The 24,124-nt window shown below is 41.3% G+C and carries 17 protein-coding genes; 11 read left to right on the forward strand and 6 right to left on the reverse strand.

Translation table 11 applies throughout. The annotated features are described in order from the left end of the window. The first annotated feature begins 20 nt into the window (after nt 1-20). The 3 genes from C0V70_RS09420 (at nt 21) to C0V70_RS09430 (ending at nt 4,519) form a co-directional block, all read left to right on the forward strand. Nucleotides 21-3,293, forward strand: coding sequence for a response regulator (locus tag C0V70_RS09420; RefSeq protein ID WP_102243610.1), 3,273 nt, complete (start codon nt 21-23; stop codon nt 3,291-3,293). Nucleotides 3,294-3,422: 129 nt separating this feature from the next. Next, on the forward strand, nt 3,423-4,148 hold the full coding sequence (locus C0V70_RS09425) for a urate hydroxylase PuuD (protein ID WP_102243611.1): 726 nt from the start codon (nt 3,423-3,425) through the stop codon (nt 4,146-4,148). 23 nt (nt 4,149-4,171) lie between these two features. Then, the gene (locus C0V70_RS09430; RefSeq protein WP_102243612.1) at nt 4,172-4,519 is read left to right on the forward strand and encodes a c-type cytochrome; all 348 of its coding nucleotides are present in this window, start codon (nt 4,172-4,174) and stop codon (nt 4,517-4,519) included. On the opposite strand, the gene ribB is transcribed toward C0V70_RS09430, so the two are convergent. The 3 genes from ribB to asd all read right to left on the reverse strand — a co-directional run bounded on the left by ribB (nt 4,520) and on the right by asd (nt 7,846). Further along, complete coding sequence (gene ribB / locus C0V70_RS09435; protein WP_102243613.1) at nt 4,520-5,125, reverse strand: 3,4-dihydroxy-2-butanone-4-phosphate synthase; 606 nt, start codon at nt 5,123-5,125, stop codon at nt 4,520-4,522. 12 nt (nt 5,126-5,137) lie between these two features. Beyond that, nucleotides 5,138-6,628: a YiiX/YebB-like N1pC/P60 family cysteine hydrolase gene (locus tag C0V70_RS09440; RefSeq protein ID WP_102243614.1), complete on the reverse strand. Its 1,491-nt coding sequence runs from the start codon at nt 6,626-6,628 to the stop codon at nt 5,138-5,140. Between the two features lie 99 nt (nt 6,629-6,727). After that, a complete protein-coding gene (gene asd, locus C0V70_RS09445) occupies nt 6,728-7,846 on the reverse strand; it encodes an aspartate-semialdehyde dehydrogenase (RefSeq protein ID WP_102243615.1) in 1,119 nt (372 codons plus the stop codon). Nucleotides 7,847-7,944: 98 nt separating this feature from the next. Between asd and lysC the strand changes: the two genes are divergently transcribed. The 6 genes from lysC to C0V70_RS09475 all read left to right on the forward strand — a co-directional run bounded on the left by lysC (nt 7,945) and on the right by C0V70_RS09475 (nt 13,735). Next, the gene (gene lysC, locus C0V70_RS09450; RefSeq protein WP_102243616.1) at nt 7,945-9,306 is read left to right on the forward strand and encodes a lysine-sensitive aspartokinase 3; all 1,362 of its coding nucleotides are present in this window, start codon (nt 7,945-7,947) and stop codon (nt 9,304-9,306) included. Between the two features lies 1 nt (nt 9,307). Beyond that, a complete protein-coding gene (locus C0V70_RS09455) occupies nt 9,308-9,985 on the forward strand; it encodes a 4-hydroxy-tetrahydrodipicolinate reductase (protein WP_158649632.1) in 678 nt (225 codons plus the stop codon). Between the two features lies 1 nt (nt 9,986). Continuing rightward, nucleotides 9,987-10,880: a 4-hydroxy-tetrahydrodipicolinate synthase gene (gene dapA, locus C0V70_RS09460; protein ID WP_102243618.1), complete on the forward strand. Its 894-nt coding sequence runs from the start codon at nt 9,987-9,989 to the stop codon at nt 10,878-10,880. Beyond that, nucleotides 10,880-11,632 (forward strand): 2,3,4,5-tetrahydropyridine-2,6-dicarboxylate N-succinyltransferase, encoded by a 753-nt coding sequence (locus tag C0V70_RS09465; protein WP_102243619.1) that lies wholly within the window; start codon nt 10,880-10,882, stop codon nt 11,630-11,632. The genes dapA and C0V70_RS09465 overlap by 1 nt, the downstream gene beginning before the upstream one ends. Before the next feature lie 104 nt (nt 11,633-11,736). Continuing rightward, entirely contained in the window at nt 11,737-12,672 is a 936-nt protein-coding gene (locus tag C0V70_RS09470; protein WP_102243620.1) for an acyl-CoA desaturase, read from the forward strand. Between the two features lie 142 nt (nt 12,673-12,814). After that, nucleotides 12,815-13,735: a hypothetical protein gene (locus tag C0V70_RS09475; protein WP_102243621.1), complete on the forward strand. Its 921-nt coding sequence runs from the start codon at nt 12,815-12,817 to the stop codon at nt 13,733-13,735. A gap of 12 nt (nt 13,736-13,747) precedes the next feature. Here the strand turns inward: C0V70_RS09475 and C0V70_RS09480 are convergent, their stop codons facing one another. Beyond that, nucleotides 13,748-15,571, reverse strand: coding sequence for an APC family permease (locus C0V70_RS09480; protein ID WP_102243622.1), 1,824 nt, complete (start codon nt 15,569-15,571; stop codon nt 13,748-13,750). A 544-nt stretch (nt 15,572-16,115) separates the two neighbouring features. Here C0V70_RS09480 and C0V70_RS09485 point away from each other — a divergent pair. Continuing rightward, on the forward strand, nt 16,116-17,102 hold the full coding sequence (locus C0V70_RS09485; protein ID WP_102243623.1) for a ribonucleotide-diphosphate reductase subunit beta: 987 nt from the start codon (nt 16,116-16,118) through the stop codon (nt 17,100-17,102). Nucleotide 17,103: 1 nt separating this feature from the next. Next, complete coding sequence (locus C0V70_RS09490) at nt 17,104-19,470, forward strand: ribonucleoside-diphosphate reductase subunit alpha (RefSeq protein ID WP_102243624.1); 2,367 nt, start codon at nt 17,104-17,106, stop codon at nt 19,468-19,470. A 56-nt stretch (nt 19,471-19,526) separates the two neighbouring features. On the opposite strand, the gene C0V70_RS09495 is transcribed toward C0V70_RS09490, so the two are convergent. Both C0V70_RS09495 and C0V70_RS09500 read right to left on the reverse strand, forming a co-directional pair. Then, nucleotides 19,527-23,345, reverse strand: coding sequence for a M26 family metallopeptidase (locus C0V70_RS09495; RefSeq protein ID WP_133566746.1), 3,819 nt, complete (start codon nt 23,343-23,345; stop codon nt 19,527-19,529). A gap of 122 nt (nt 23,346-23,467) precedes the next feature. After that, complete coding sequence (locus C0V70_RS09500) at nt 23,468-24,118, reverse strand: NAD(P)H-dependent oxidoreductase (protein ID WP_102243626.1); 651 nt, start codon at nt 24,116-24,118, stop codon at nt 23,468-23,470. Nucleotides 24,119-24,124: the final 6 nt, after the last annotated feature.

Raw genomic sequence — 24,124 nt, forward strand, 5'->3', positions numbered from 1 at the left:
AATAAGTTAACAATGTTGGGATGAAATCAGGCCCTCATATTCGCGACATTTCTTCATACGCCGTCATCTCGTTTGTTTTGACCGTGATTTATTATTACGTGGCCCAGTTTTCACTAATTATCACCAAAACTCCCGGACAATCATCGGCGTTTTTTATCCCGTCTGGACTGGCCGTGGGAATCCTGGTGTTTTTTGGCGCCCGGTATCTACCGGTCATTTTTATCGCAAAATTTATCCTGGGCCTGCTTAATGACCGAGGCCTTTACCAAAACCTTATTAGTTGTTTGGCCAGCGTTTCTGAAGCCTATATCGGGCTGTATCTGTATCAGGCGTTTAAAGACATTATTGAAGAACATTTTGAATATCAGTCGAGCTTGATAAGCGTTTCCATCGTGGCCTTATTTGCGCCGATTTTTTCGGCCTTAATTGGCGTGACAAATTTGTATTACCTGGGTGTCATTGCCGAAGATATGTATTTTTCTCATTTTGCCACTTGGTATACGGGCGATGTTTTAAGCATCTTGATTATTCTGCCGGCATTTTTAAGTTTTAAAGACACCAAACATCGATTCTTTGATTTCATAGCGCCTTTTGCAGCCTTTGCAATTACGTATATTTTTAAGTTCCATACCCTTGGCCCATATCTTTTTTTCATTTTCCTGGCGATTTTATTGCCGTGTTTATTAGGCACAATTCAGGGAATTTATTACGCGCTTGTCACAGTCTCATTGGTGCTGAATTGGTTTTTAATTGAGCATGACGGCCCATTTGCAGTGGGAAATTACCAGGAAAACATGACTTCTATTCAGTTCTTCTTATTTGCTCTGGGAATTAGTGCCCTGGCATTGGAAGGATTTAAAAAAACAAGGCTCATTAAGAGTGCGATTGTTCCCCTTTTGGCCTTCTGGGTTTTAACCGGCTCGGTTTATTACTACTATTACACGCAAAAAGAAGTAGATAATGCGCGAATTATTACCAATGTAATTGATGATTTTGAAAACCGTTTAGTTGAAAAAATGGTTTTTTACGAAAATGCCATCAAAGGTGCATCTGGTTTTGTATCGGGTTCAGAAAAAGTAGAGTCTGATGAATGGGATGCATATGCTAAGTCGATCTCTATTGTTGATCAAATTAACGGTATAAAAGGTATAGGGGTTATTTATCCGAAATTAACGAGTAATCGCCCTGCTTTGATTTATCCGGATCACTTAAATGCCACGGGAAATTTTGAAAAAATCATTTATCACCCGGAATTGCGCGAACTTTTTGAACAATCTATCTACCGCAATAGTCCTGTACTGACGCCGGCCATTCAAATTGATCTTTTCGGCGGGAAAAAGGTCTTCACCTCATTTCTTATTACGACTATAAAAAAACGCGACCGTTTTATCGGCTGGGTGGTGGCCGCCGTCGAAATGGAGTCTTTTTTCAAATCACTGGCCGAATCTCGCTATCAACAGATTGATATTGATATTTATGATGGCGACAACAGCTTTATTGAAAGAAAAGTTTATACAAAAATTGTCGATAAACGTTTGAGAAGCTCTGATAATAGCAATCCTAAGTTTTCGACTTTAAATCTGGCCGATCGCACGTTCACTATTGATTGGAATGAAACTCTCCGTTTTATCACCGGGCATGGATCGCAAAACTCGATGCTGATTTTAGTCGGTTCTCTTTTTAGTCTTTTAATCACCGGCTTTATTTTGAATTTAAAACTCATCAGTGAGAAGGCCAATAAAATTGCCGGCAGTAAAACGCTGGAACTCAGAGAATCCGAAGAACGTTTTAAATCGCTTTTTGAAAACTCAAGCGATGCCGTTATTTTATTCAATAATAATGAGATTATTGACTGTAACCCGGAGAGTTTGGTTCTCTTTGGAAAACGCTCGAAGAAAGACCTGCTCAATTCTCCCCTTTATGATTTTTTCGCCATCCGCGACCTGGATTCAACAGAAGATAAAGAGCTCTTTAGAAATAAGGTCCGCGAAGTAAAGTATAAAAAAATGGTAAAATTTGAGTGTTTTTGCCTGCGTGGGGCACTCCCCTTCTTTGCAGAAATGCACCTTCATTACATTGAAGTGAACGATAAATTCATCTATCAAGCAGTTGTACGCGATATTTCTGAACGAAAGAAAATCGAGCAGAATTTAACCAAATCAAAAGAGCTTGCTGAAGATGCGGCCAGAGCGAAATCTAATTTTCTTTCGACGATGTCTCATGAAATCAGGACTCCATTAAACGGCGTCATCGGGATGATTAATATTATTTTGGAAGAAAATCCGAAATCAGAGATCCGTGAAGACCTGGAGACAATTAAGTACTCGGCCGACAACTTACTTCATATCGTCAATGAAGTTCTCGATTACACAAAAATCGAATCGGGAAAAATCGTTTTAGAGAAAAAAGTTTTTAGCCTTAGGTCACTTTGTGAGAACGTTTTAAAGATTCATCGTCCGAAGGCCATGGAAAAAAACCTGAAGCTTTCTATGGAGATTGATCACAAGGTGCCAGACCTGGTGATTGGTGATGAATACCGCAATACACAGATTCTTAATAATCTTCTAAGTAACTCGCTAAAATTCACCAACGAAGGCGAAGTTAATCTCTATGTACGTTTAAAACAAAAAAAAGAAGATTCGTGTATCATTGAATTTAAAGTGTCAGATACCGGAATTGGTATCGATAAAGAAAAACAGCGCGAGATTTTTAAAGATTTTACCCAGGCCGAGAGCGATCATACTAGAAAATATGGCGGAACAGGTCTAGGATTAGCGATTACAAAACGCCTGGTAGAGATCCAAAACGGTAAAATCGATGTCACCAGCGGACCTAAGTCCGGAACGACTTTCGTTTTTACGATCCATTTCGCGATTAAATCGGAACAGCCTATGAGTGTAAGTTCGAATTCTCCTCAAAAAATCCAGGAAAGCTTCCAGGGCCAGCGCGTGCTCTTAGTTGAAGACAACCAGGTTAACATTATTGTAACTAAGAAATTCTTAGAGAAATGGGGCCTTAAAGTTGATGTTGCCATCAATGGCCTTGAAGCTGTGAACCATGTTCGTGCGATTAAATATGACCTGATCCTGATGGATCTTCACATGCCTTTAATGGATGGTTTTGAGGCCACTAAAAAGATCCGCGAGTTCAACAAAGAAACCCCTATCATTGGTCTTTCGGCCGACGTTATGACCGAGAGTGTTTCTAGTCTTCAATCAATTGGGATGAATGATTTTGTGACTAAACCTTTCCGCCCGAATGACTTTTTTATCAAGCTCAAGTCTTATTTTTAGTTTTTAAAAAATGCTTAGGAATCTACGATCTACCTAGTGATGATTATTCATTGACTTTAGTCAGCTATTCCCTTTGAATAGGACTTACACAATCTTTATAAATTCTAACTGTTAACTTGGGGGTAACCTTTGACATTCTCACTATTCACAGCACCAGGAGCTGAGCTATTCCTTCGCTACATTCACTACTTTGCGGGTGTAATCTGGATTGGCGTTCTTTATTACTTTAACTTTATCCAAGGTGAATGGTTCAAAGAACTAGACGCTGACGAAAAAATCAAATCATCTCGTGGTGTAGCTGTTAGAACACTAGTTCCACGCGCACTTGCATGGTTCCGTTACGGAGCTCTTTTCACATTCCTTTCAGGGGTAACTCTATTAGGACTTAAAGGACACGGATTTGGATCAGCAATGTTCCAGACTTCTTGGTGGGCATTCATCGCTACCGGAGCTCTTTTAGGGACAATCATGTTCTTAAACGTATGGCTTGTTATCTGGCCTAACCAAAAGATCGTTATCGCTTCAGCAAAACAAGTAGCAGCTGGTGGACAAGCTCTTCCAGAAGCGGCAGCAGCAGGAGCAAAAGCAGGTCTAGCTTCAAGACACAACACTCTATTTTCTCTTCCAATGCTATTTTTCATGGGAGCTGCTTCTCACCTTCCAGCAAACGTTAACCCAGACTATAACGGGAAAATTCTTGCTCTAGTGATCATCCTTATCGTTGGTCTACTTGAATTAAACGCACTAAAAGGGAAAACAGATACAATCAAGATCACATCTATCAAAGGTGTTGTTCACATGGGGATCTTCCTAACAGCGATCCTTTACGTGGCGATTGAACTTCTAACAAAGTAATATTGAAATCAATGCAGAGATCAATGAAAAGAACATTTTCTATTATGGTGGGAGGGGCAATGCTCCTCTCACTTCTTTCATGCCAAAAAGGTGAGCCGCAAAAACCGCTTTCAACTCTTGAAGCGCGTGGAAAGGCCACATTCATGTCAAACTGTATCGCTTGCCATAACCCTAATCCAACAATTGATGGAAGTATTGGGCCTGCGATTGCCGGATCAAGCTTAGAGTTAGTCACGGCCAGAGTCCTTACTCGCAGCTATCCTCCTGGGTACAAACCAAAAAGAGACACAGAAGTTATGCCGGACTTTCCTCAGTTAAAGGATGATATCCCGGCCCTTCATGCCTATTTAAACAGCTTTAATAAACCTTAATTAGTTTTGTTTTTTGTAAGCGATCAAATCTTCTATCGTAATGATGGGAATGTTGAACTTTGCTGCAAATTCTCTTAGAAGCGCGCCTTTTAAGGCGACACCGTTTTCATCGAGTGTTTCACATAAAACGGCGACCGGTAAAAGGCCTGCAAGTTTCATTAAATCCACTGAAGCTTCCGTGTGTCCAGGGCGCACTAAGACGCCTTCTTCCCATGCGATTAAAGGAAAGATATGTCCTGGGCGGGCAAAGTCTTGAGGGGCAGCTTTTGGATCGCTTAAAGCGCGGATAGTAAGCGCACGATCGTGAGATGAAATCCCGGTGTGCGTTCCTTTTTTTACATCGACAGACACAGTGAAGGCCGTCTCAAACGTTCCCGCATGCTCACGAATCATTAATGGTAGGTCTAGTTTTTTAGCAACTGAAGCCGCCATCGGCACACAAATAAGGCCTCGGCAGTTGTTGATCATGAAATTGACGTGGGAAGTTTCCGCAAACTGCGCGGCCATAATAAGATCGGCCTCATCTTCTCTGGACTCAGAATCACACACCAAAATAAAGCGTCCGCTTTTTAATTCATGTAGAGCACGAGCGAGAGAATCGTTCACAGGAGGTCCTTTTTACGGATGGAAATACGTGTGAAACACCGGCTTCACCACATCCTGACCCTTCTTATAACGCTTATAGAGCTCAAAGTCTTCTTTAAAAAACCCATCCAACACCGCATAAATTTCTTTTGGAGTCATTGGGCGATCGTATTCTAGTGAAGCTTTTTCAACTTCTTTATAAATCGCCTCACCAACTTTATCCAGGGCCATAAATAATTCCAATTGCCCAGGATTCATATTAAGCGGGAACTTGTTTTGAAGGAATTTACGGACAACCGGAAGCCTTCTTAAAAGCCAGAACGTGCGGGCCTCGGCATCCATTTTAAAGCTAGGATCAAACTTGTAACCAGCTTGGTCCATACGCTCGAAAATCTTTGTCAAAATAAAATCCTTTAAGCGCGACTCTTCCATTTTTCTTGGGTTTCTCCACTCAGCAACCAAATCAAAACGCGGGTCAAACTGAATGTCTCCTGGAGCGAAGACTTCCATATTGGCAATGTTGTCTTTGTTGGCCGGAACACCAATCGTATTTAAAAAGGGAATGATTCCTGGAGAGAATTTCGATTTAAACTTCGGGATAAAGTCTTCATTTGGCATCGCTGCCTTAAAACCAGAGCTGATGATCTCAGAGCAAAAAAGTCTTTCGTTATCTCTGAAATCCATTGAGAAATCGTATTCTACGTTCTTTTTGGCCAACTGATTTTTTAAGACGCGGTCGTGGATGTTTTTTGAAGCTTGCTCAGAAATCTGCGCATCATTATACCTAAAAACAACTGAACGCGCATTCTTGGCACTGACGTGCTCAATTAAAGGCTCAACCACACTTCCAATTTCAATGTGAGCTTCAGTCGTAGAGAGCTCTTTTGTCTCCGGGTCTTTATAGACAAAACTTAAGTGCGAAAACTGGTAATCATTTACCCCAATGCGGGCAATGGCCGCAGAAGAAAAAGCATTCCCGCGCGATAAAATCACGTCTCCAGATTGCAGGTCTTCATAAGATTTAAATTCACCCGCAAACTTTGGATTAATCAGAAAATAGGGAAACTCTCCTTTCATACTGACATATTCAGAAGGGGCATTGGCCGCTTTTTCCATGCGCATTTCAATGAGGTAATCTTCCACATAACGAAGCCCGCGGAAAACATCCGTCGCACTTCTTAAGCATTCAGTATCGCTTTCAAATCCCTTAAGGGCCTCTTTGAGCGCAAGCCTTGCGGAAAATGAAGCATTGATTTGTTCATCAATTTCTTTGATATCAGTTAACTCTGCCAAGGCCGGATCACCGGCCAGGTTAAAAAGCTTTTGATAAGCGCTGTCGTAGTGCTGCTTACAAACAACAGGGTCTTGTTTGATTCTTCCTGAAGCATCGGAAATATCTTCAATGATTTGAGCAAGAGATGGGTTTTCATCTGAGGAAGGGTTCCTTCCTGACATCGATGAGCAGCTTGTCGCGGCCACAGACAGTAAAAGACATCCCAAAAAATTCTTATGATTTTTAAACATAATACAAATCTTCCTGATAGATTGACATTGCCGTCCGATGGCAACAATTATGTTACTAGTCTAACTTAAGGTGCTGTAAAACTCTAGGGATGAAATCCCTTAGGTATTATTTTCCAAAATAATGTGCAGCATTCGTCTGAGCGGCTCTGCAGCTCCCCAAAGAAGCTGATCTCCCACTGTAAAAGCATTGAGATAGTCGTTGCCCATATACATTTTGCGAAGACGGCCCACTGGTACTTCCAGCTTTCCACTGGCGTATTGTGGAGTTAAATACTTGATTGAATCTGTTTTATTATTGGCCACAACTTTAACCCACGGGTTGTGTTCGGCCAAGATCATTTCGATTTCATCCATCGGAATATCTTTTTTAAGTTTAATGGTCAGCGCCTGAGCGTGGCATCTCATGCTGCCAACGCGCACACATGTCCCATCAATAGGAATCATGTTTGTCGTTTCCAGGATTTTATTTCCTTCAGCACTCGCCTTCCATTCCTCGCGGCTTTGGCCGTTTTCCAGGTCAGAATCAATCCATGGAATCAGGTTCGCAGCTAATGCCACCCCAAAGTTTTCTTTAGGAAAAGCAGCATCGCTCATGAGGCCCGTCACATTTTTTTCAACTTCTAAAATGCGCTCAGAAAGATTTGTGCCCTTATCCATCACGCGGTCAGTGTAATATTTCATTTGCGAGAGAAGCTCATTCATATGGCGAGCACCACCACCAGAGGCCGCTTGGTACGTCATTGACGTCATCCATTCGATTTGATTGGCCTTAAAAAGTCCACCCAGGGCCAAAAGCATCAGCGAAACCGTACAGTTTCCACCGATAAAATCTTTTTTACCTTCCTTAAGGGCCTTCTTAATCACGTGAAGATTCACCGGATCAAGAATGATTGTGCTGTCACGATCCATGCGAATGGCCGAAGCAGCATCAACCCAATAACCTTTCCAGCCAGCGTTTCTTAAGTCTTTAAAGACTTTTTTTGTGTAATCTCCGCCCTGACAAGTCACGACGATGTCCATTTTCTTTAGTTCATCGATATTGTGAGCGTCTTTAAGTTTAGGATCTGCCTTATTAAGCTGTTTAAATGGGTGCTCCCCACCTGCGTTTGAGGTTGAGAAAAAAGTCGTGTCAAAATGATTAAGATCACCCTCTTCCAGCATTCTTGCCATCAGAACCTGACCAACCATTCCTCGCCATCCAACAATACCTAACTTCATGCATTTTTCCTGTATTTGATATTTTCAGTCAATTTTTTATCTTTTACTATACTTTGTAAAACATTTTCCAATTCAAAAAATCTATCAAGGAAAATTCTATGAAACTCGTGGTCTCAAAATTTGGTGGAACTTCAATGGGCGACGCTGGCTGTATGCTTAGGTCGGCCTCAGTTTCTTTAAAACAGGGTTCAAAAATGGTGGTCGTGTCTGCGACGTCAGGAACGACAAATGATTTAATTGAACTGGCCCGCACTGCTGAAAAAAGCAGCTGGGATAAAGCTTCATTGATCATCACTAAAATTAAAAACAAACACGAGAAGATTGCCCGCGATTTAGAACTTCCGGAATCAGAATTTAAAATCATGAATGAAATGCTGGGCGAACTTGAGTCAATGTCGCGCGGGATTCATTTGCTAAAAGACTGCTCGCTTAAGGCGATGGATTCAATGCAGAGTTTTGGAGAGAGACTTTCTTCAATTCTTTTTACTCATGCGATGAACTTAGTCTTAAAAAAAGCAAACTCTGATCATAAAGCCAGCTGGCTAGATGTCAGAGACGTTTTAGTGACTGACAACCAATTTGGGAAAGCTCGCCCACAAACAAATGAAATCATCAAGGCCTGCGACAAGAGACTAGGGGCCATCAGACACGAAAACATGGTTTATGTCACTCAAGGCTTTATCGGACAAACTCTTGACGGCATGACGACAACTCTTGGCCGCGGTGGAAGCGATTACTCGGCAGCGATTTTAGCTGAAGGGATTAAAGCTGATATTTTAGAAATCTGGACCGACGTTGCTGGTATTGCCACAACGGACCCGCGTATTTGTCCAGAGGCGCGCGCGATTTCAGAAATCTCTTTTAAAGAAGCCTCTGAGCTTGCCACGTTTGGAGCAAAGATTCTTCACCCGGCGACACTTATGCCGGCCATCCGCTCACAAATCCCGGTCTTTGTCGGATCGAGTTTTGAAATGGGAGCTGGTGGAACATGGATAAAAAAAGAAGTCGAGGATGCTCCTTTAATCCGCGCTATGGCCTTAAGAAGAAAACAAGTGCTGGTGACTTTATCGACACCAGAAATGTTATACACTCACGGATTCTTGTATCAGATCTTTAAAGTTTTTAACGATCATAAAGTCAGTATCGATGCCATCACGACCTCTGAAATTTCCGTTTCAATGACTCTTGATGACTCTGCTCTTTTAAATAAAGACTTAATCCGCGACCTGGAAGAACTTGCAGTCGTTCAAGTTGAAGAAGACTTATCGTTAGTTTCTTTAATCGGAAACAACATCAACCACACACCAGGATTAGCTAAAAAAATCTTCAATGCCATTGATGGCATTAACGTGCGCATGATTTGCCTTGGAGCAAGTAAGCACAACTTCTGCTTCATCGTAGATGGAAGTGCGGGCGAAGAAGCGATTAAAAAATTACATAAGACTTTCATTGAAGGATAGAATGAAGATAGCGCTCTTAGGAAAAGGTAAAACTGGCGGAAAAGTTCTCGAATTATTAATCGAGAAAAAAATCCCGCACACTGTTTTTGACTCTAAAAACCACCCGACTCTCGAGTCGCTAAAAGGCCATGATGTGGTGATTTCATTTTTAACTGGCGACGTTTTTGGCGAGTATATGCCGCTTTTAATCGAAGCTAAAATCCCGGTGGTCACTGGAAGCACCGGTATTTCTTTTGGCAGTGAGCTCTCGGCAACTCTCCAAAAAAATAATATAAAATGGATTTATGCCACGAACTTTTCTTTAGGGATGAACCTGGTTCACCAGATGATTCTGATTATGAAAAACGCCGGCAGCATTCTTTCTGATTATTCATTTTCAATGAATGAAATCCACCACACTAAAAAACTGGACGCTCCAAGTGGCACAGCACTGTCGTGGAAAAACTGGGCCGGTCACGAGATGAATATCACCTCTGAGAGAATTGGAGATGTGATAGGAATCCACGAACTCACACTCAAAACGGCCACAGAAGAAATCACCCTAAAACACACAGCACTTGATCGCAAAATCTTTGCTGAAGGCGCTCTTTACGGGGCCAACATTATTTCAACACTCACTCCGGGACTTCACTTATTTCAAGATGTCGTCCAGAAGGAACTTTTAAAAGGAATTAAGTAATATGAAAAATCTTAACGACTATCCTTTATGGACAGCGATCGTCACTCCAATGAATGCCGACTCAACTGTCGATTACCCGACATTTGAAAAAATCCTAAGAGAGCAAGAAGCCGCTAATGTGGCGGTGGTTATTTTAGGCTCAACAGGTGAGGCCTTGAACTTAAATAAAGATGAATGTAAAAAGATTTTAGAGTTTGGCCTAGGCCTTAATTTAAAAGTTCCGGTGATGACTGGTATTGGTGGATTTAACCAAAAAGACACACTTGAATACGTTTCATACCTAAATACACTTAGTGGTCTTGATGCTTATTTAGTGGTGACTCCCCTTTACGCAAAACCAGGTGAGCACGGACAAACACAGTGGTTTAAAGCGATTTTAGATTTAGCAAACAAACCATGTATGCTTTACAACGTTCCAGGACGAACGGGTGTAAAAATGAATTTCAATGCGATTAAAAATTTAAAAGACCACAAAAACTTCTGGGCGATTAAAGAAGCGTCTGGATCAGTTGAGGACTTCAAAAAATACGGTGAATCTGCACCAAACGTTCGCCTTTATAGTGGCGATGATGGAATGGTTCCTGATTTCTATCCACACAGATGTGTGGGTCTAGTGTCTGTCGCTTCTAACGCCTGGCCCGCTCCAACTCGCGCTTATGTAGAAAAAACCCTGGCAGGAAAACTTTCAAACACAGAAGCAGATCTTTGGAAAAAGGCCTGCGATACACTTTTTATTGCCGCTAACCCGGTCCCTGTAAAAAACTTAATGCACGCAAAAGGACAGATCAAAACAAACGTTCTGCGCGCACCTCTTCACCATTTAGACCTGGCAGATAACTCTCCAGTTCTTAATGCTGATAAAAATATTACTACGTGGTTTAAGGAGCACAACTAATGGTTACAACAACAATTTGGGAAAAAAATCTTAACGACCTGGAAAGCGGAAGAGTTCGCGCAGCGAATTTTATCGATGGAAAATGGGTTGCCAACACTGAAGTCAAAGCTCAAATCCTTGAAGCTTTTAAAGCTGGCGTTCTAAAAGAAGAAAATGGATTTGTTGATAAACATAATTTAATGCCACAGTCTTTTCGACTAGAGCAAGGAATCCGCGTTGTTCCCGGAGGAACGTCTGTTCGCCGTGGAGCTTACATCGCTAAAGGTGTCATCATCATGCCTCCAAGCTACATCAACGTTGGTGCTTTCGTAGACGAAGGAACAATGGTTGATTCACACGTGCTTGTTGGTTCATGTGCTCAAATTGGAAAAAAAGTTCACCTCTCAACAGCAGTGCAAATCGGTGGTGTCCTAGAGCCAATCGGGGCCAATCCAGTAGTCATTGAAGATGAAGCTTTCATTGGTGCCGGTGCCGTGATTGTTGAAGGGATTATCGTTAAAAGAAGAGCGGTTATCGCTCCGGGAGTTATTCTTTCAAAAGGAATTCCTGTCTATGATATCGTTAACAACCGCATGCTGGAAAAAGGCGAACCTATTCCTGAAAACGCGATTGTTGTCCCTGGAAACCGACCGGTTAAGTCTGACAATGAATATGCCACAAAACTGGGGCTAACTCTTCAATGTGCGATTATTGTTAAATACCGTGACGAAAAAAGTGAAGCCTCTCTAGTACTTGAAGACTTCCTAAGATAGTTTCGCAACCTTAATTGTCACCACATTGTGACAATTGTTTTACAGTTCATGAGCGTTTTCCTCGCTATTCTATTACCAGATAAGAATAATTGGGGGAAACGCTCATGAAACCACAACACTTAGAAACTAACCTAGACATTAGTTCTGAAAACACACAACCAGTCCAAAAGAAAAAGCAAATTGACTGGGTCAATACAATCTTTTTAACAACAACTCCTATCGTTGCCATCGCTTTAAGCGCACTATACTTCATGCAAAATGGTCTTCAGTGGTCGCAAATCGCTCTAGCGGTTATCTTCTACTTCGCCACAGGACTCTCAATCACTGGCGGATACCACAGACTTTTTTCTCACCGCGCCTACAAAGCAAACAACCTGGTAAAATTTCTTTATTTAATTTTTGGTGCAGCGACTTTCCAAAACTCGGCCCTAAAATGGTCTGCCGATCACCGCATTCACCACACTCACGTAGATGACGAAAAAGACCCGTACAACATCAATAAAGGTTTCTGGTGGGCACACATCGGATGGATCTTCTTCCAGGAAAAAGAAGTTGAACCAAAATACCCAAAAGATCTTTTAAACGACAAACTGGTTATGTGGCAGCATAGAAACTATTTATGGCTTGCAGTCGTCATGGGAGTGATCCTTCCAACTGTGATCGGGTACTTTTTAGGCTCTGCTCTTGGTGGTCTGGCACTTGCTGGTTTTGGACGAATCGTCTTCGTTCACCACTGCACATTCTTCATCAACTCACTTTGCCACATTGTAGGGACTCGTCCATACACTGACACAAACACAGCAAGAGACAGCGCGATCATGGCCGTCTTCTCTTACGGTGAAGGTTACCACAACTACCACCACTACTTCCCGGTTGATTACAGAAACGGGATCAAGTGGTACCACTTCGATCCGACGAAATGGATGATTAAAACGCTTTCATTTGTTGGCTGGACGAGTGATTTAAAGAAAGTTCAGGAAAAACTCATTACTCAAGCTAAGCTTGAAATGGAAATGAAAAAATATCAGCCTGCAGCTTAAGATTTTATTCTTTAAAAATGAAAGGGCCCTCGAAAGAGGGCCTTTTTTATTAAAAAAATGACTATCTCTTGAACTATTATTGTCTTTTTAATATTCCAATATGACTTAAAATCATTTCAATACAGTTTTAATTGAGGTGGTAATGAAAAGTTTTTTTCTTATAATTCTATTTATTATTTCCAGTCGTACTTATGCCACAAGCTGTCTCGATGATATTTTTTCGGTCAACACTCAAGCTAAGTATTTCCAGAACGAAAATATTCTTTTTTATCGAGGTAACGGCCAACCAAAACGCAGTAACTCTTCACGTAAATTAGATATACATGGCAAGTTCAAACAAATTAATCCTGCAACAAAATGTGATCAAGTCACTATTAGTAGTAAGCAAATAAAAGACGAGATGGGAAGTGATGACTACGAAGTGAGTCTTTCTGGCTGTTCAGAAATTACCAGCAAATCAAGCTTCTACTATATGATTGACAATGAAAAAAAGACGATTTCGGTAAGTAAGCCTTTAGTAATTATTAAATCAGAAGAAAAAATTCCTTCACTAAACGATGAAATAAGCAAGGCAATCCAAACTTCCAGTATCTACACTTCAGATCGCATCGATCCATCCACACAAATTTCTAAAGTAGATATACAAAACATTACTATAAAGCATTTCCTTACAAATAAGAAACCAATCGTATCTGTTGCAATGATAGAATTGACAAATCTCTCAAAATATTTCAATTCAAAATATTCTGAAATGTACCCCAGTGAAAAAACATTCTCTAAAGAATCCGCATCCTTCCCTGTATTATTCTTAACACAAAATAACTTAAAAAATATTGGAGATGGTGCCAACTGTGCAGCACACAGGCTTAGTAATATTTTAAACTACGGCCAAAACACAAAACCAAATTTAAATCTAGGTGAAATATATCCGTTTAATCTTACAGATGCTTACGATCTCAATAATGATGGAAATGCTGACGTTCTCATAATAGATCAATCTTTTACTTACTGGATTGATAATACAGGTGAACTACATATAATAGACAATGATGTTTCTTGCTAATTTTTTTCCCAATTAAATATAGTAACGAATCGCCGTCACAACCTTCCCCGGCTTAAACCGAAGTGCGGCCTTCAAAACCAAACTCATCTGATTATGCAAGAACTGCTGATACCACTCCCTCGTCACAAACTCCGGTACAACCACCGAAATCATCTCTCGCCCGCTCTCAATGTGAGTCTTGTCGATATATGAGAGGAGCGGCCCTAAAACCGAGCGATAAGGCGATTCAATCACATTGAGTGGCAATCCATCCGACCACTTCTCCCACAGCCTCACCATCTTTGCCGTCGCTTCTTTATCCACGTCGACATAACAAACGCGCACATCTTTACTGATGGTCATAGCGTACTTAACGGCCCGGACAACTCCCGGGTGAATCCCGGAAATGGGAACAATGGCGATATAAGGCGCGTGGGCCGTTTTTAAATCCTGGTGGTAATTCTCACGGGCAAGAGTATGAGAAACGCGCGTATAGTGGTTTTTAACCTTTTTAAAAAAGAACACAAGAGCAGGAATCAGGATAATAACCATCCAGGCTCCACTCGTGAATTTGGTAACAGCGATAACGATTAAAACTATAAAAGTTGTCGTGGCCCCGAGGGCGTTAATTATCATCCCTTTTTTCCAGTGTGGGTTTCTATTTTTCACGTGGTGAACGATCATTCCGCTTTGGGAAATGGTAAAGGAAAGGAAAACCCCTACAGCGTACAAAGGGATAAGGGCGTGGGTTGAGCCGCCGAAGATAATAACAAGTAAAGCGGCCGCGGTGGTTAGGCCAATAATTCCGTTTGAAAAAACTAAGCGGTCTCCAATGCTCGACATTTGTTTTGGCAAAAATCTATCTTGGGCAATTAAGGATGTGAGTCTTGGAAAATCGGCATAACTGGTGTTGGCGGCCAAAAGTAAAATGAGGGCCACGCCAATTTGAATTCCATAATAAAGAAAATTTTCTCCGAAGATTTGTTTGGAAAGCATCGACATGACTGTCTCTTTACCATGGGCCGGGACGATTCCATAAATGTGGGCCAGGAGAGTAATGCCGAGGAAAAAACCTCCGAGAATAACGGCCATCCAAATCATGGTGATTTTAGCATTGACCGGCGAAGGCTTTCTAAAAATCGGCACTCCATTAGAAATGGCTTCAATCCCCGTCAATGCAGAACACCCTGAAGAAAAAGCGCGCAAAAGTAAAAAGAGTGGCACTTCCGGATAACTCTCATGTAGTACCGGATGAACAACCGGTGCCTGGCCGGTGAGTATTTTATAAGCACCAGTCACGATCATGGCGAGAATAGAGAAAATAAAAAAATACGTGGGATAAGCAAAGACATTCGATGACTCTTTAAGCCCTCTTAAATTTAAAATCATAATGGCAAAAATAATCGCGACACCAATAGCGACCTTATGTTCGGCAATAAAAGGAAAGGCCGATCCAATATTTTCTAGTCCTGCTGACACAGAAACTGACACCGTTAAAATGTAATCAATTAAGAGGGCCGCTCCAGCGACGAGCCCGGCATTCTCCCCCAGGTTTTCTTTGGCAACAGTGTAAGCTCCTCCTCCGTGAGGGTAAGCAGTGATGGTCTGTTGATATGAGAGAGTGATGATTAAAAGTAAGAGGGCAACTCCAACGGCCATTGGCATTGACCACGCCATAGCAGTGAGAGCAAATAATGAGAGAGGAATCAGCACCTCTTCGGTAGCGTACGCGACTGATGAGAGAGCATCAGAGGATAAAACGGCGAGTGCTTTCCACTTGGGGATTTTCTCTTCTTCGAGCTTATCCATTGTGAGTGGATTACCAATAAAGACGTGTTTGATTTTCGAGATAAACATAGACTATCCACCTCTCATTCTAACTAGAATTAGGAACCCAGAGAAAAACCCTGTCAAGGCAGCTAAGGCCCTGTAGAGGCCCTCAACTTACGCAAAACTGGCTATTTTTGCGTGGTGCAACTACAATATATATGAAGATTCCAAGGGTTTCTGCACTATATATAGTGGTGGCTGGACCCATTTTTAAATTGATTTTGTTTAAAAAGGACTCAAATTATTAGCAGTAAGTTTTAATTAGACGGTAAAAAATAGATTCATAGGACCATTTTTGCCTACTCTAAGTTACTAGAAATTAAATGTTTTTACGAATCCACGAAGAGTGATAAAATAAAATAGTCAAATATTTCTGCGCCTCATCTGGCCAATAAAATATTTGTAAACTTACGCGATCTTGTTATCTTTTAAAGTATAGAGCGTTTTGATCAAATCATTTCAAGGTTCAAAAAGGTCCAATACTGACCTTTAAGACTAAAGAAAAAGTTGCCTCAAAAAACTCTATAAACACACACACACAACGAGCTTTTAGACATTCAGGAGACACACCATGGTAAAGGATGCCAAGTCAGCAATCTTAGCACCAAACGACGATCGTTTCGTGCTTTTTCCAATTAAATATCACCAAGTATGGGACATGTATAAGAAACACATGGCCGTATTCTGGACAGCAGAAGAACTAGACCTTGTTCCAGATCTAATCGACTGGGAAACGAAACTGAACAAAGATGAAAAATATTTCATCTCTCACGTTCTGGCGTTCTTTGCGGCAAGTGACGGGATCGTTAACGAAAACCTTGCGATCCGTTTTATGAAAGATGTTCAGATCCCTGAAGCTCGTTGCTTCTACGGATTCCAGATTGCGATGGAAAACATCCACTCTGAAACATACTCACTTTTAATTGATACATACATCAAAGATGCAAAAGAAAAAGATAAACTATTCCATGCTGTAGACAACATGGCGTGTGTGGCAAAGAAAGCGAAGTGGGCCCTTAACTGGATCTCTTCTAAAAAATCATTCGCTCACCGTCTGATTGCTTTTGCTGCAATCGAAGGGATTTTCTTCTCTGGATCTTTCTGTGCGATTTACTGGCTGAAAAAACGCGGACTGATGGCCGGTCTGTGTACATCGAATGAATTCATCTCAAGAGATGAAGGTCTTCACTGCCAGTTCGCTGTTTTAATGCACTCTCTTTTAGACAAAGAAGAGCAAATCTCAGCGGAAGAAATCACAGCGATCATTACTGAAGCAGTAGAAATTGAAAAAGAATTCATCCTTGAATCACTTCCAGTTTCACTTATCGGTATGAACGCGCAGTCAATGTCTGAGTACATTGAATTCGTAGCGGACCACTGGTTAACTCAATTAGGAGCACCAAAAGTGTTCAACACGAAAAACCCGTTTGAGTGGATGGAACTTATTTCACTTGAAGGGAAAACTAACTTTTTTGAAAAACGCGTTTCAGAATACCAAAGACCTGGGATTCTGGGCGAGAAACAATCACACACATTCACACTAGACGCGGAGTTTTAAGATGTACGTAATCACAAGAAGTGGCGAAAAAGAACCTATCAAGTTCGACAAAATCACGGAAAGAATTGAGCAACTTTGTTTTGACTTAGACAGAAGTTTCATCGACCCGATGAAGATTGCTAAAAAAGTAATCGAAGGGATTTACGATGGGATTACAACTAAAGAGCTTGATCAGTTAGCAGCTGAAACAGCGGCTTACTTATCAACTCAGCACCCGCAATACTCTACCCTTGCCGGAAGAATTGCCGTCTCTAACCTGCACAAAGAGACTCGCGGTTGTTTTTCTGAAAACATCAAAGCAATGTACCACTACCACAACCCGGTAACTGGTGAGCCTTCTCCATTAGTATCGACAGAATTGTACGAAGCTGTAATGAAGAATGCTGAAACTCTTGATAAGGCACTTATCGACAAGCGCGACTATAACTACGATTACTTCGGATACAAGACTCTTGAAAAATCTTACCTACTTAAGATGAACAACAAGATCGTTGAGCGTCCGGGACAAATGCTCATGAGAGTTTCTGTGGGTATCCACTCAAACGATATTGAAGCGGCCATCAAGACATACAACCTTATGTCTGAAAAATACTTCACTCACGCATCTCCTACTCTATTTAACTCAGGAACAAATAAAGCTCAGCTTTCATCTTGTTTCCTTTTAACGATGAAAGGCGACTCTATCGAAGGTATCTACGATACTCTTAGACAGACGGCCCTTATCTCTCAATCTGCTGGTGGTATCGGTCTTGCGATTCATAACATCAGAGCGAAAGGGACATTCATCAAAGGAACAAACGGAACTTCTAACGGTATCGTTCCAATGCTAAAAGTATTCAACGATACAGCTAGATACGTTGACCAGGGTGGTGGAAAGCGTAAAGGTGCTTTCGCTGTTTACTTAGAGCCATGGCACGCTGATATCTTCGACTTCCTTGAAATGAAGAAAAACACAGGTAAAGAAGAGCAAAGAGCAAGAGATCTATTCTACGCTCTTTGGATTCCGGACCTATTCATGAAGCGTGTTGAAGAAGATGGAATGTGGTCACTATTTTGCCCACATGAAGCTCCAGGACTTGCTGATTGTTCAGGTGAAAAATTCGAAGCTCTATACAAGTCTTACGAAGAAAAAGGACTTGCTAAGAAAACTGTTCGTGCTCAGGACGTTTGGTTTGCGGTTCTTGAATCTCAAATTGAAACTGGTTCTCCTTACATGCTTTACAAAGATGCAGCTAACGAGAAATCAAACCAGAAGAACCTTGGGACAATCAAGTCTTCTAACCTTTGTACAGAAATCCTTGAGTACACAGCTCCAGATGAAGTAGCTGTTTGTAACCTGGCCTCAGTTGCACTTAACAGATTCGTTGATCACTCAACTGGAACTCCTAAGTACGACCACAAGAAACTATACGATGTAGTTTATCAAATGACGGTTAACTTAAACCGCATTATCGATATCAACTACTACCCTGTTCCTGAAGCAAGAAACAGCAACATGAGACACCGCCCGATTGGTCTTGGGGTTCAAGGTTTAGCCGACGCCTTCTTCGAAATGAGACTTCCTTTCGAATCAAAAGAAGCGCTTAAACTAAACAACGATATCTTCGAGACAATCTACTTTGCAGCTGTCACAGCTTCAAAAGATTTAGCGATGAAACATGGCCCATACGAAACATACCAAGGCTCTCCTGTTTCTCAGGGAATCCTTCAGTTCGATATGTGGGGAGTAAAACCAAACTCAGGAAACTGGGACTGGGCCGCTCTAAAAGCTGATATCGCTCAATACGGTGTAAGAAACTCTCTTCTAGTTGCTCCAATGCCAACGGCTTCAACGTCGCAAATCCTTGGTAACAACGAGTGTTTCGAGCCAATCACTTCAAACATCTACGTAAGACGTGTTCTTTCTGGAGAGTTTGCAGTTGTTAACCGTTACCTGGTAAACGATTTGATCTCTATGGGCCTATGGAACGATAAGATGAGAAACGAAATCATTGCTAACAATGGTTCAGTTCAAAACATCCAATCAATCCCTGATGAAGTTAAGGCACTATACAAGACGATCTGGGAAATTAAGCAAAAAGCTGTTATCGATATGTCAGCTGGTCGCGGTCCATACATCGACCAAGGTCAATCGCTTAACGTATTCATGGAAGATCCAAACTTTGGAAAACTTTCATCAATGCACTTCTACGCCTGGAAGTCTGGTCTTAAGACGGGTATGTATTACCTGAGAACAAGAGCAGCGGTAAATGCAGTTCAGTTCACAGTTAAAAACGATGCTCCGGTTGTGAAATCAACTGAAGAAAACATGGCAGCAATGGTTTGTTCAATCGACAACCCAGAAGACTGTGTAATGTGTGGTTCTTAAGACTAAAAAATTAAAGTACAAAAAGAGAAGACCAGCTGTTAAGCTGGTCTTTTTTTTTAATCAACACTAAAAAGTCTAGGGTGGCCGTCATTATCGATCGTCCATACTGGTCTATTGGCAGGCAATGGCTGGTTACTCACCATGGCCGCAAAAGCACTCTTAATTCGTTCAAACCCTATTCCCCCAACTTCATCTTCAACAATATCAAACTCTCCTGAACTACAGATGAAATTACCATTTCCACTTTCAGAAGCGCCCGACGGACAGAAAGTAGTAAAGGCCGAAAAATCTTCCGGCCTTATATTGGTCACGCCTGCTGCAATAAAATCTGCGGCCGATACAACTGGGTATAATAAAGCCCCAGTTTCAACATCCCCAGTTGAGCACGATCTCGTAAAATGAGTTCCAATTGTACTGTCGATAACACTCGTTCCATCAACGTGAAGACCAGTGATACGTCTTCCAACTTGCCCATCCTTATTCGTAGAAGAAAGCATAAAGCCATTTGGATAATTAGCATCATTATTAAAAGGTGATGTCATAACATAACTATAAACACTGCCAGTAATGTTGCACGAGTTTACCGTTAAAAAACCAGTCGTATCATAACTATAGACGGCACCTTGAAGCGCAAATGAATTGCTATAGCTTGCTCCTGATTCATTAGTAACTGTAAAGTGCGACCCATAAGCAGTCGTCCCATTGTTGCCATAAAACTCATTAGCTGCAACTAAGCGAATAACTTGCGATGTCGGAGTCGCTTTCCCAAGAACATGTCCCGCCTGTGGCCCAAAATTCGCCATATGAATAGTGACATGAGGACGTATCAAAACATCTTTGATTACCCCTTCATTGATTCCAATTAAACCACCAATGTAAGTAAGAGAAGAAGTATTGGCCATGTTAGTAATATTAACACTTGAATCAACTTCCTGAACAAGACCCGAGTTTTTACCGACTGCTCCACCGATAGTCGAATCACTTAAACCATTAATAGTTAACGAGCCAGTGGCCCTTATTCCAAGCACCGTCGCCCCAGCATTGTTTTGACCAACAATCGCTCCAACAGTCGTTGCTCCTGAATCCAAAAACGAATCAACTCTTGAATGAGAGATCAGACCACTGTTTTCACCAGCGATCACTCCAGTCGTATTTGCTGCTCCTGAAAAAACAACACTATGAAAAGTATTTTTTGTCATTATTCCACTAGAGAGATTCTTCCCGACAATTCCCACATACTGGGCCGTTCCCGTCGAATTAATGGCCCCTGCCGTAAAGTGAATATTATTTATTCTTCCTGAGTTTTGAACAAACAAACCACCTGAACCTGTAGGTACTGTTGAAAGAAATCCGCTGATAAGATGGCCATTTCCGTCAATACTGCCTGAAAAATTAGTCGGCATATCAGAAGTAGTGATGTCACCCACTGATAAATTTGACCTCACAGAATAAAACAGTGAAGGATTATTTTTTATTTGTTTCCATTGTTCTTTATTACAAAGAACAACAGGATTGGCCGCAGTTCCTCGAGCAAGCGTTGCGGCCTGAACTCCGACTGCAAGATTGTTAACGTTTAAAGCACACTCATTGGCCTCCCACCAAAGTTTTGGCATAGGATTCCCGCTATCTTGGAACTTTCCTGTGGCCATCAATGAAGCCTTTAATGTTCCATCTTCAAAAGTAGAAATAGTCGTATGATCAGTTGGTGGAGTGTTAAACCAATTCGGAGTCGTTAGAGACCCCATGTAATTTGCACCAGTCGGAGAGCCAATACCTATAAGAGCACCAATACTACAATAGACTGAGGAAGCTTTTCTACAAGGAAGCATAATTGATCCTTGATAAAAAGAGTTATTCAATGTGACAGTGTTAGTAGAATACCCAACGAGCCCACCAGCTTTACCAGCTTCATTTGTCGCACCTTGGAGATTGTGAGCGATATCCATTTGTGAATAACTATTTTCTATATTCACAAAACCAGAGACGTTCCCTACTAATCCTCCGGCATAAGCTCCCGTCGTACCACTCCAAAGAATGGCCCCATTAGAAAATGATTCCTTAATATATAAATTAATTCCAGATGTCCCCTTACCTACAAGGCCACCAATCATCTCAGTGCTCGAGTAACCTCCAATAGTACCCTCAAAAGATGATTGCCTAATTGTCAAAGAAGCTGCATCAGTATTAGCAACTAATCCTCCCATTGCAGTTACATTTGTGCTTTCGCCTCTGATTCGAACCTTGTTTGCATGAACATTAAAAATTTCATTGGTGCCGGTATACATACCTGCAACGCCAGCAACATTGCTCTCGCCCCTAATATCGGCATCCATAACTTTTATGTTTTTAATTAAAGTGGCACCACTTCCCGAAATAGCAGCAACTTTATCTTTGCCTTCGATCTCTAAGTTCTTTAAGGCCAGATTAGAAATGCTTCCTCCAACTCTAACAAACCCTAGGTTATCTACGTCATTTTCATTAAGTCTAATATTAGAAATTGTGTGATTATTACCATCGAATGAACCAGAGAATGTCTCAGCTGCAATTGGAGAACAACCTGAATCATACAGGCCTCCGATTGGTGTAAAATTTGCCCCTGGCCTGCTGCTAGAACATGCTGGCATGGGCTGCTCTCCATTGGAGATGATCGAAGTTTTATTCATGTCTAAATCAGCTTGCAGAGTAAAATGGCTCGACGTATAGGTCGTAGAACTCTCTCCAATTTTATTTAACTGTGACTCTCTACAAATTGTATAAGGAGCAGAGATTGACCCATCCCCAGAAGCAAATGGATGAGGAGAGACGTTGCTCACATTCGCCCTTACGCCCGAGCAGACCTCGAATTCAGGGATAGAGGTAATTAACTGCATGCTTTTTTTATTGCTCAAACTTGTATAAGTTCCACCTGCTGATACACAGGCCTCTTGGGAAATTTCATACTGAGAACTGCTTAAACTACATCCCGCTGCCCACATACCATTATACTTGGTACACATCTCCATGCTAAATGAATAAGCATTACATGACCCTTCGTTAACAAATTTAATCGTATCTAATCGTGCCGTTCCCAAAAGACCATATTCATAAACTGCTCTTCTAAAACCCTTAGGGTCACTTTCATCACATGAAATACTTGAATAAAAAGATTCCAAAAATGTTAAGGCCGGAAGAAATCCATTACCTAATGGCAAATGCTCCTTTATGAAGTTTACACCTGTCGCTTTACACTCAGATACTAATTTCCCAGGAAGTACTTGAAGGCCTCCTGCGGCCGGTTTAATAAAACTTGAAAGCACCAATCGACGGCTCGTCGTCTTCGCTTTGGCCGTACCTGTTCCACAACCAATACCGTTGTGATCAGTGATCTTCTGACATTCGTACGTTGAAATATCTGGGAATTGTTTTACGCCTGCATTGATTGCCACTGAGGGAGTAAAATCAGGAAGGTCACATTTTGAATTTGATAAACTCATTGAGACTTGAACATCTGTTCCATTAAGAACGGCCGCATTTTTTGCGCATCTAATACTCCCAGAAAAAGGAGCACCTGAACCATCGCCTTCCCAAGCAACACTCCAGAAAGTCCAATTGCCATTAACAAGTGAGAGTTCAAAGCCACTGCTTGGTGTGATCACTGATCCAAACATATCTCCCTTATCTGATCTTCCCCACAGCATCGCTCCACCAGCTCCGACTGCATTGATGTCAGCTAAAGCTGCAAGACCAATTTTAAATTTTGCCTCACTTTTTCCCGCCTGCTTGCTACAGCCAAAAGAAAAAAGAAGAGATAATACAAGCAAAAACAAACATGGTTTTTTCATCTGATTCACACCTGATTTATTTCTGAAGAATCCTTCAGAATATTCTAGTGTCATATCGGTAAGTTAATTTAATTTATAAGTTTTTAATAGATTAGCTAAGTGCTTGGAGACTTATAGAATGAGCAAATGAGAATAAAATCTGCCACTCAATAGTTTGAGTGGCAAACTTCTATCTTTTATTTATAAATAATCAGGTCGTTAGCGTTAAAGCGGACTTTCTTTGCAGTAGCGTACTTATCATCGCTAGCTCTATAGCCTGTCGGACATGCACATACTGTTTTCCAACCAGATCCAACCAGTCCCAGGATTTCATCATACTTTGCGGGATTAATTCCCTCAAATGGACAAGCATCTACACCTAAGACAGCAGCGGCCGTCATAAAGTTCCCCAAAGCAATGTAGGCCTGATTTGAGGCCCATTTAAAGCTTTGTTCTGGAGTCATGCGCTCAACTAAATTTGTCACCATCATTTTCTCATAACCTTGAAGGTCTTCAGTCTTAAGGCCTCTGACTGCTGCCGTTTGCTCGATGTATTTTCTTAAATGTTCAGCGTCCATTTTTTCTTTAGCTAAAAACACCACATGATGAGAGCAATCAGAAACCTGAGTTTGTCCATAAGAAGCTGCTGTTAATTGATCTTTAATGTCTTGAGATTTTACCACTACAAACTTATATGGCATGGCCCCATATGATGAAGGAGTCAAAATAAGAGTTTTCTCCAGAGCGGCCCAAGTGACCTCATCGATTTTTTTAGTATTATCAAATTTTTTAGTAGCGTAACGCCACTCCATTGCCTCAAGAAGTTGAGCAGTAGATAGTCTTTGCATGTTTTG

The organism is Bacteriovorax stolpii (assembly GCF_002872415.1).
GTDB lineage: Bacteria > Bdellovibrionota > Bacteriovoracia > Bacteriovoracales > Bacteriovoracaceae > Bacteriovorax > Bacteriovorax stolpii.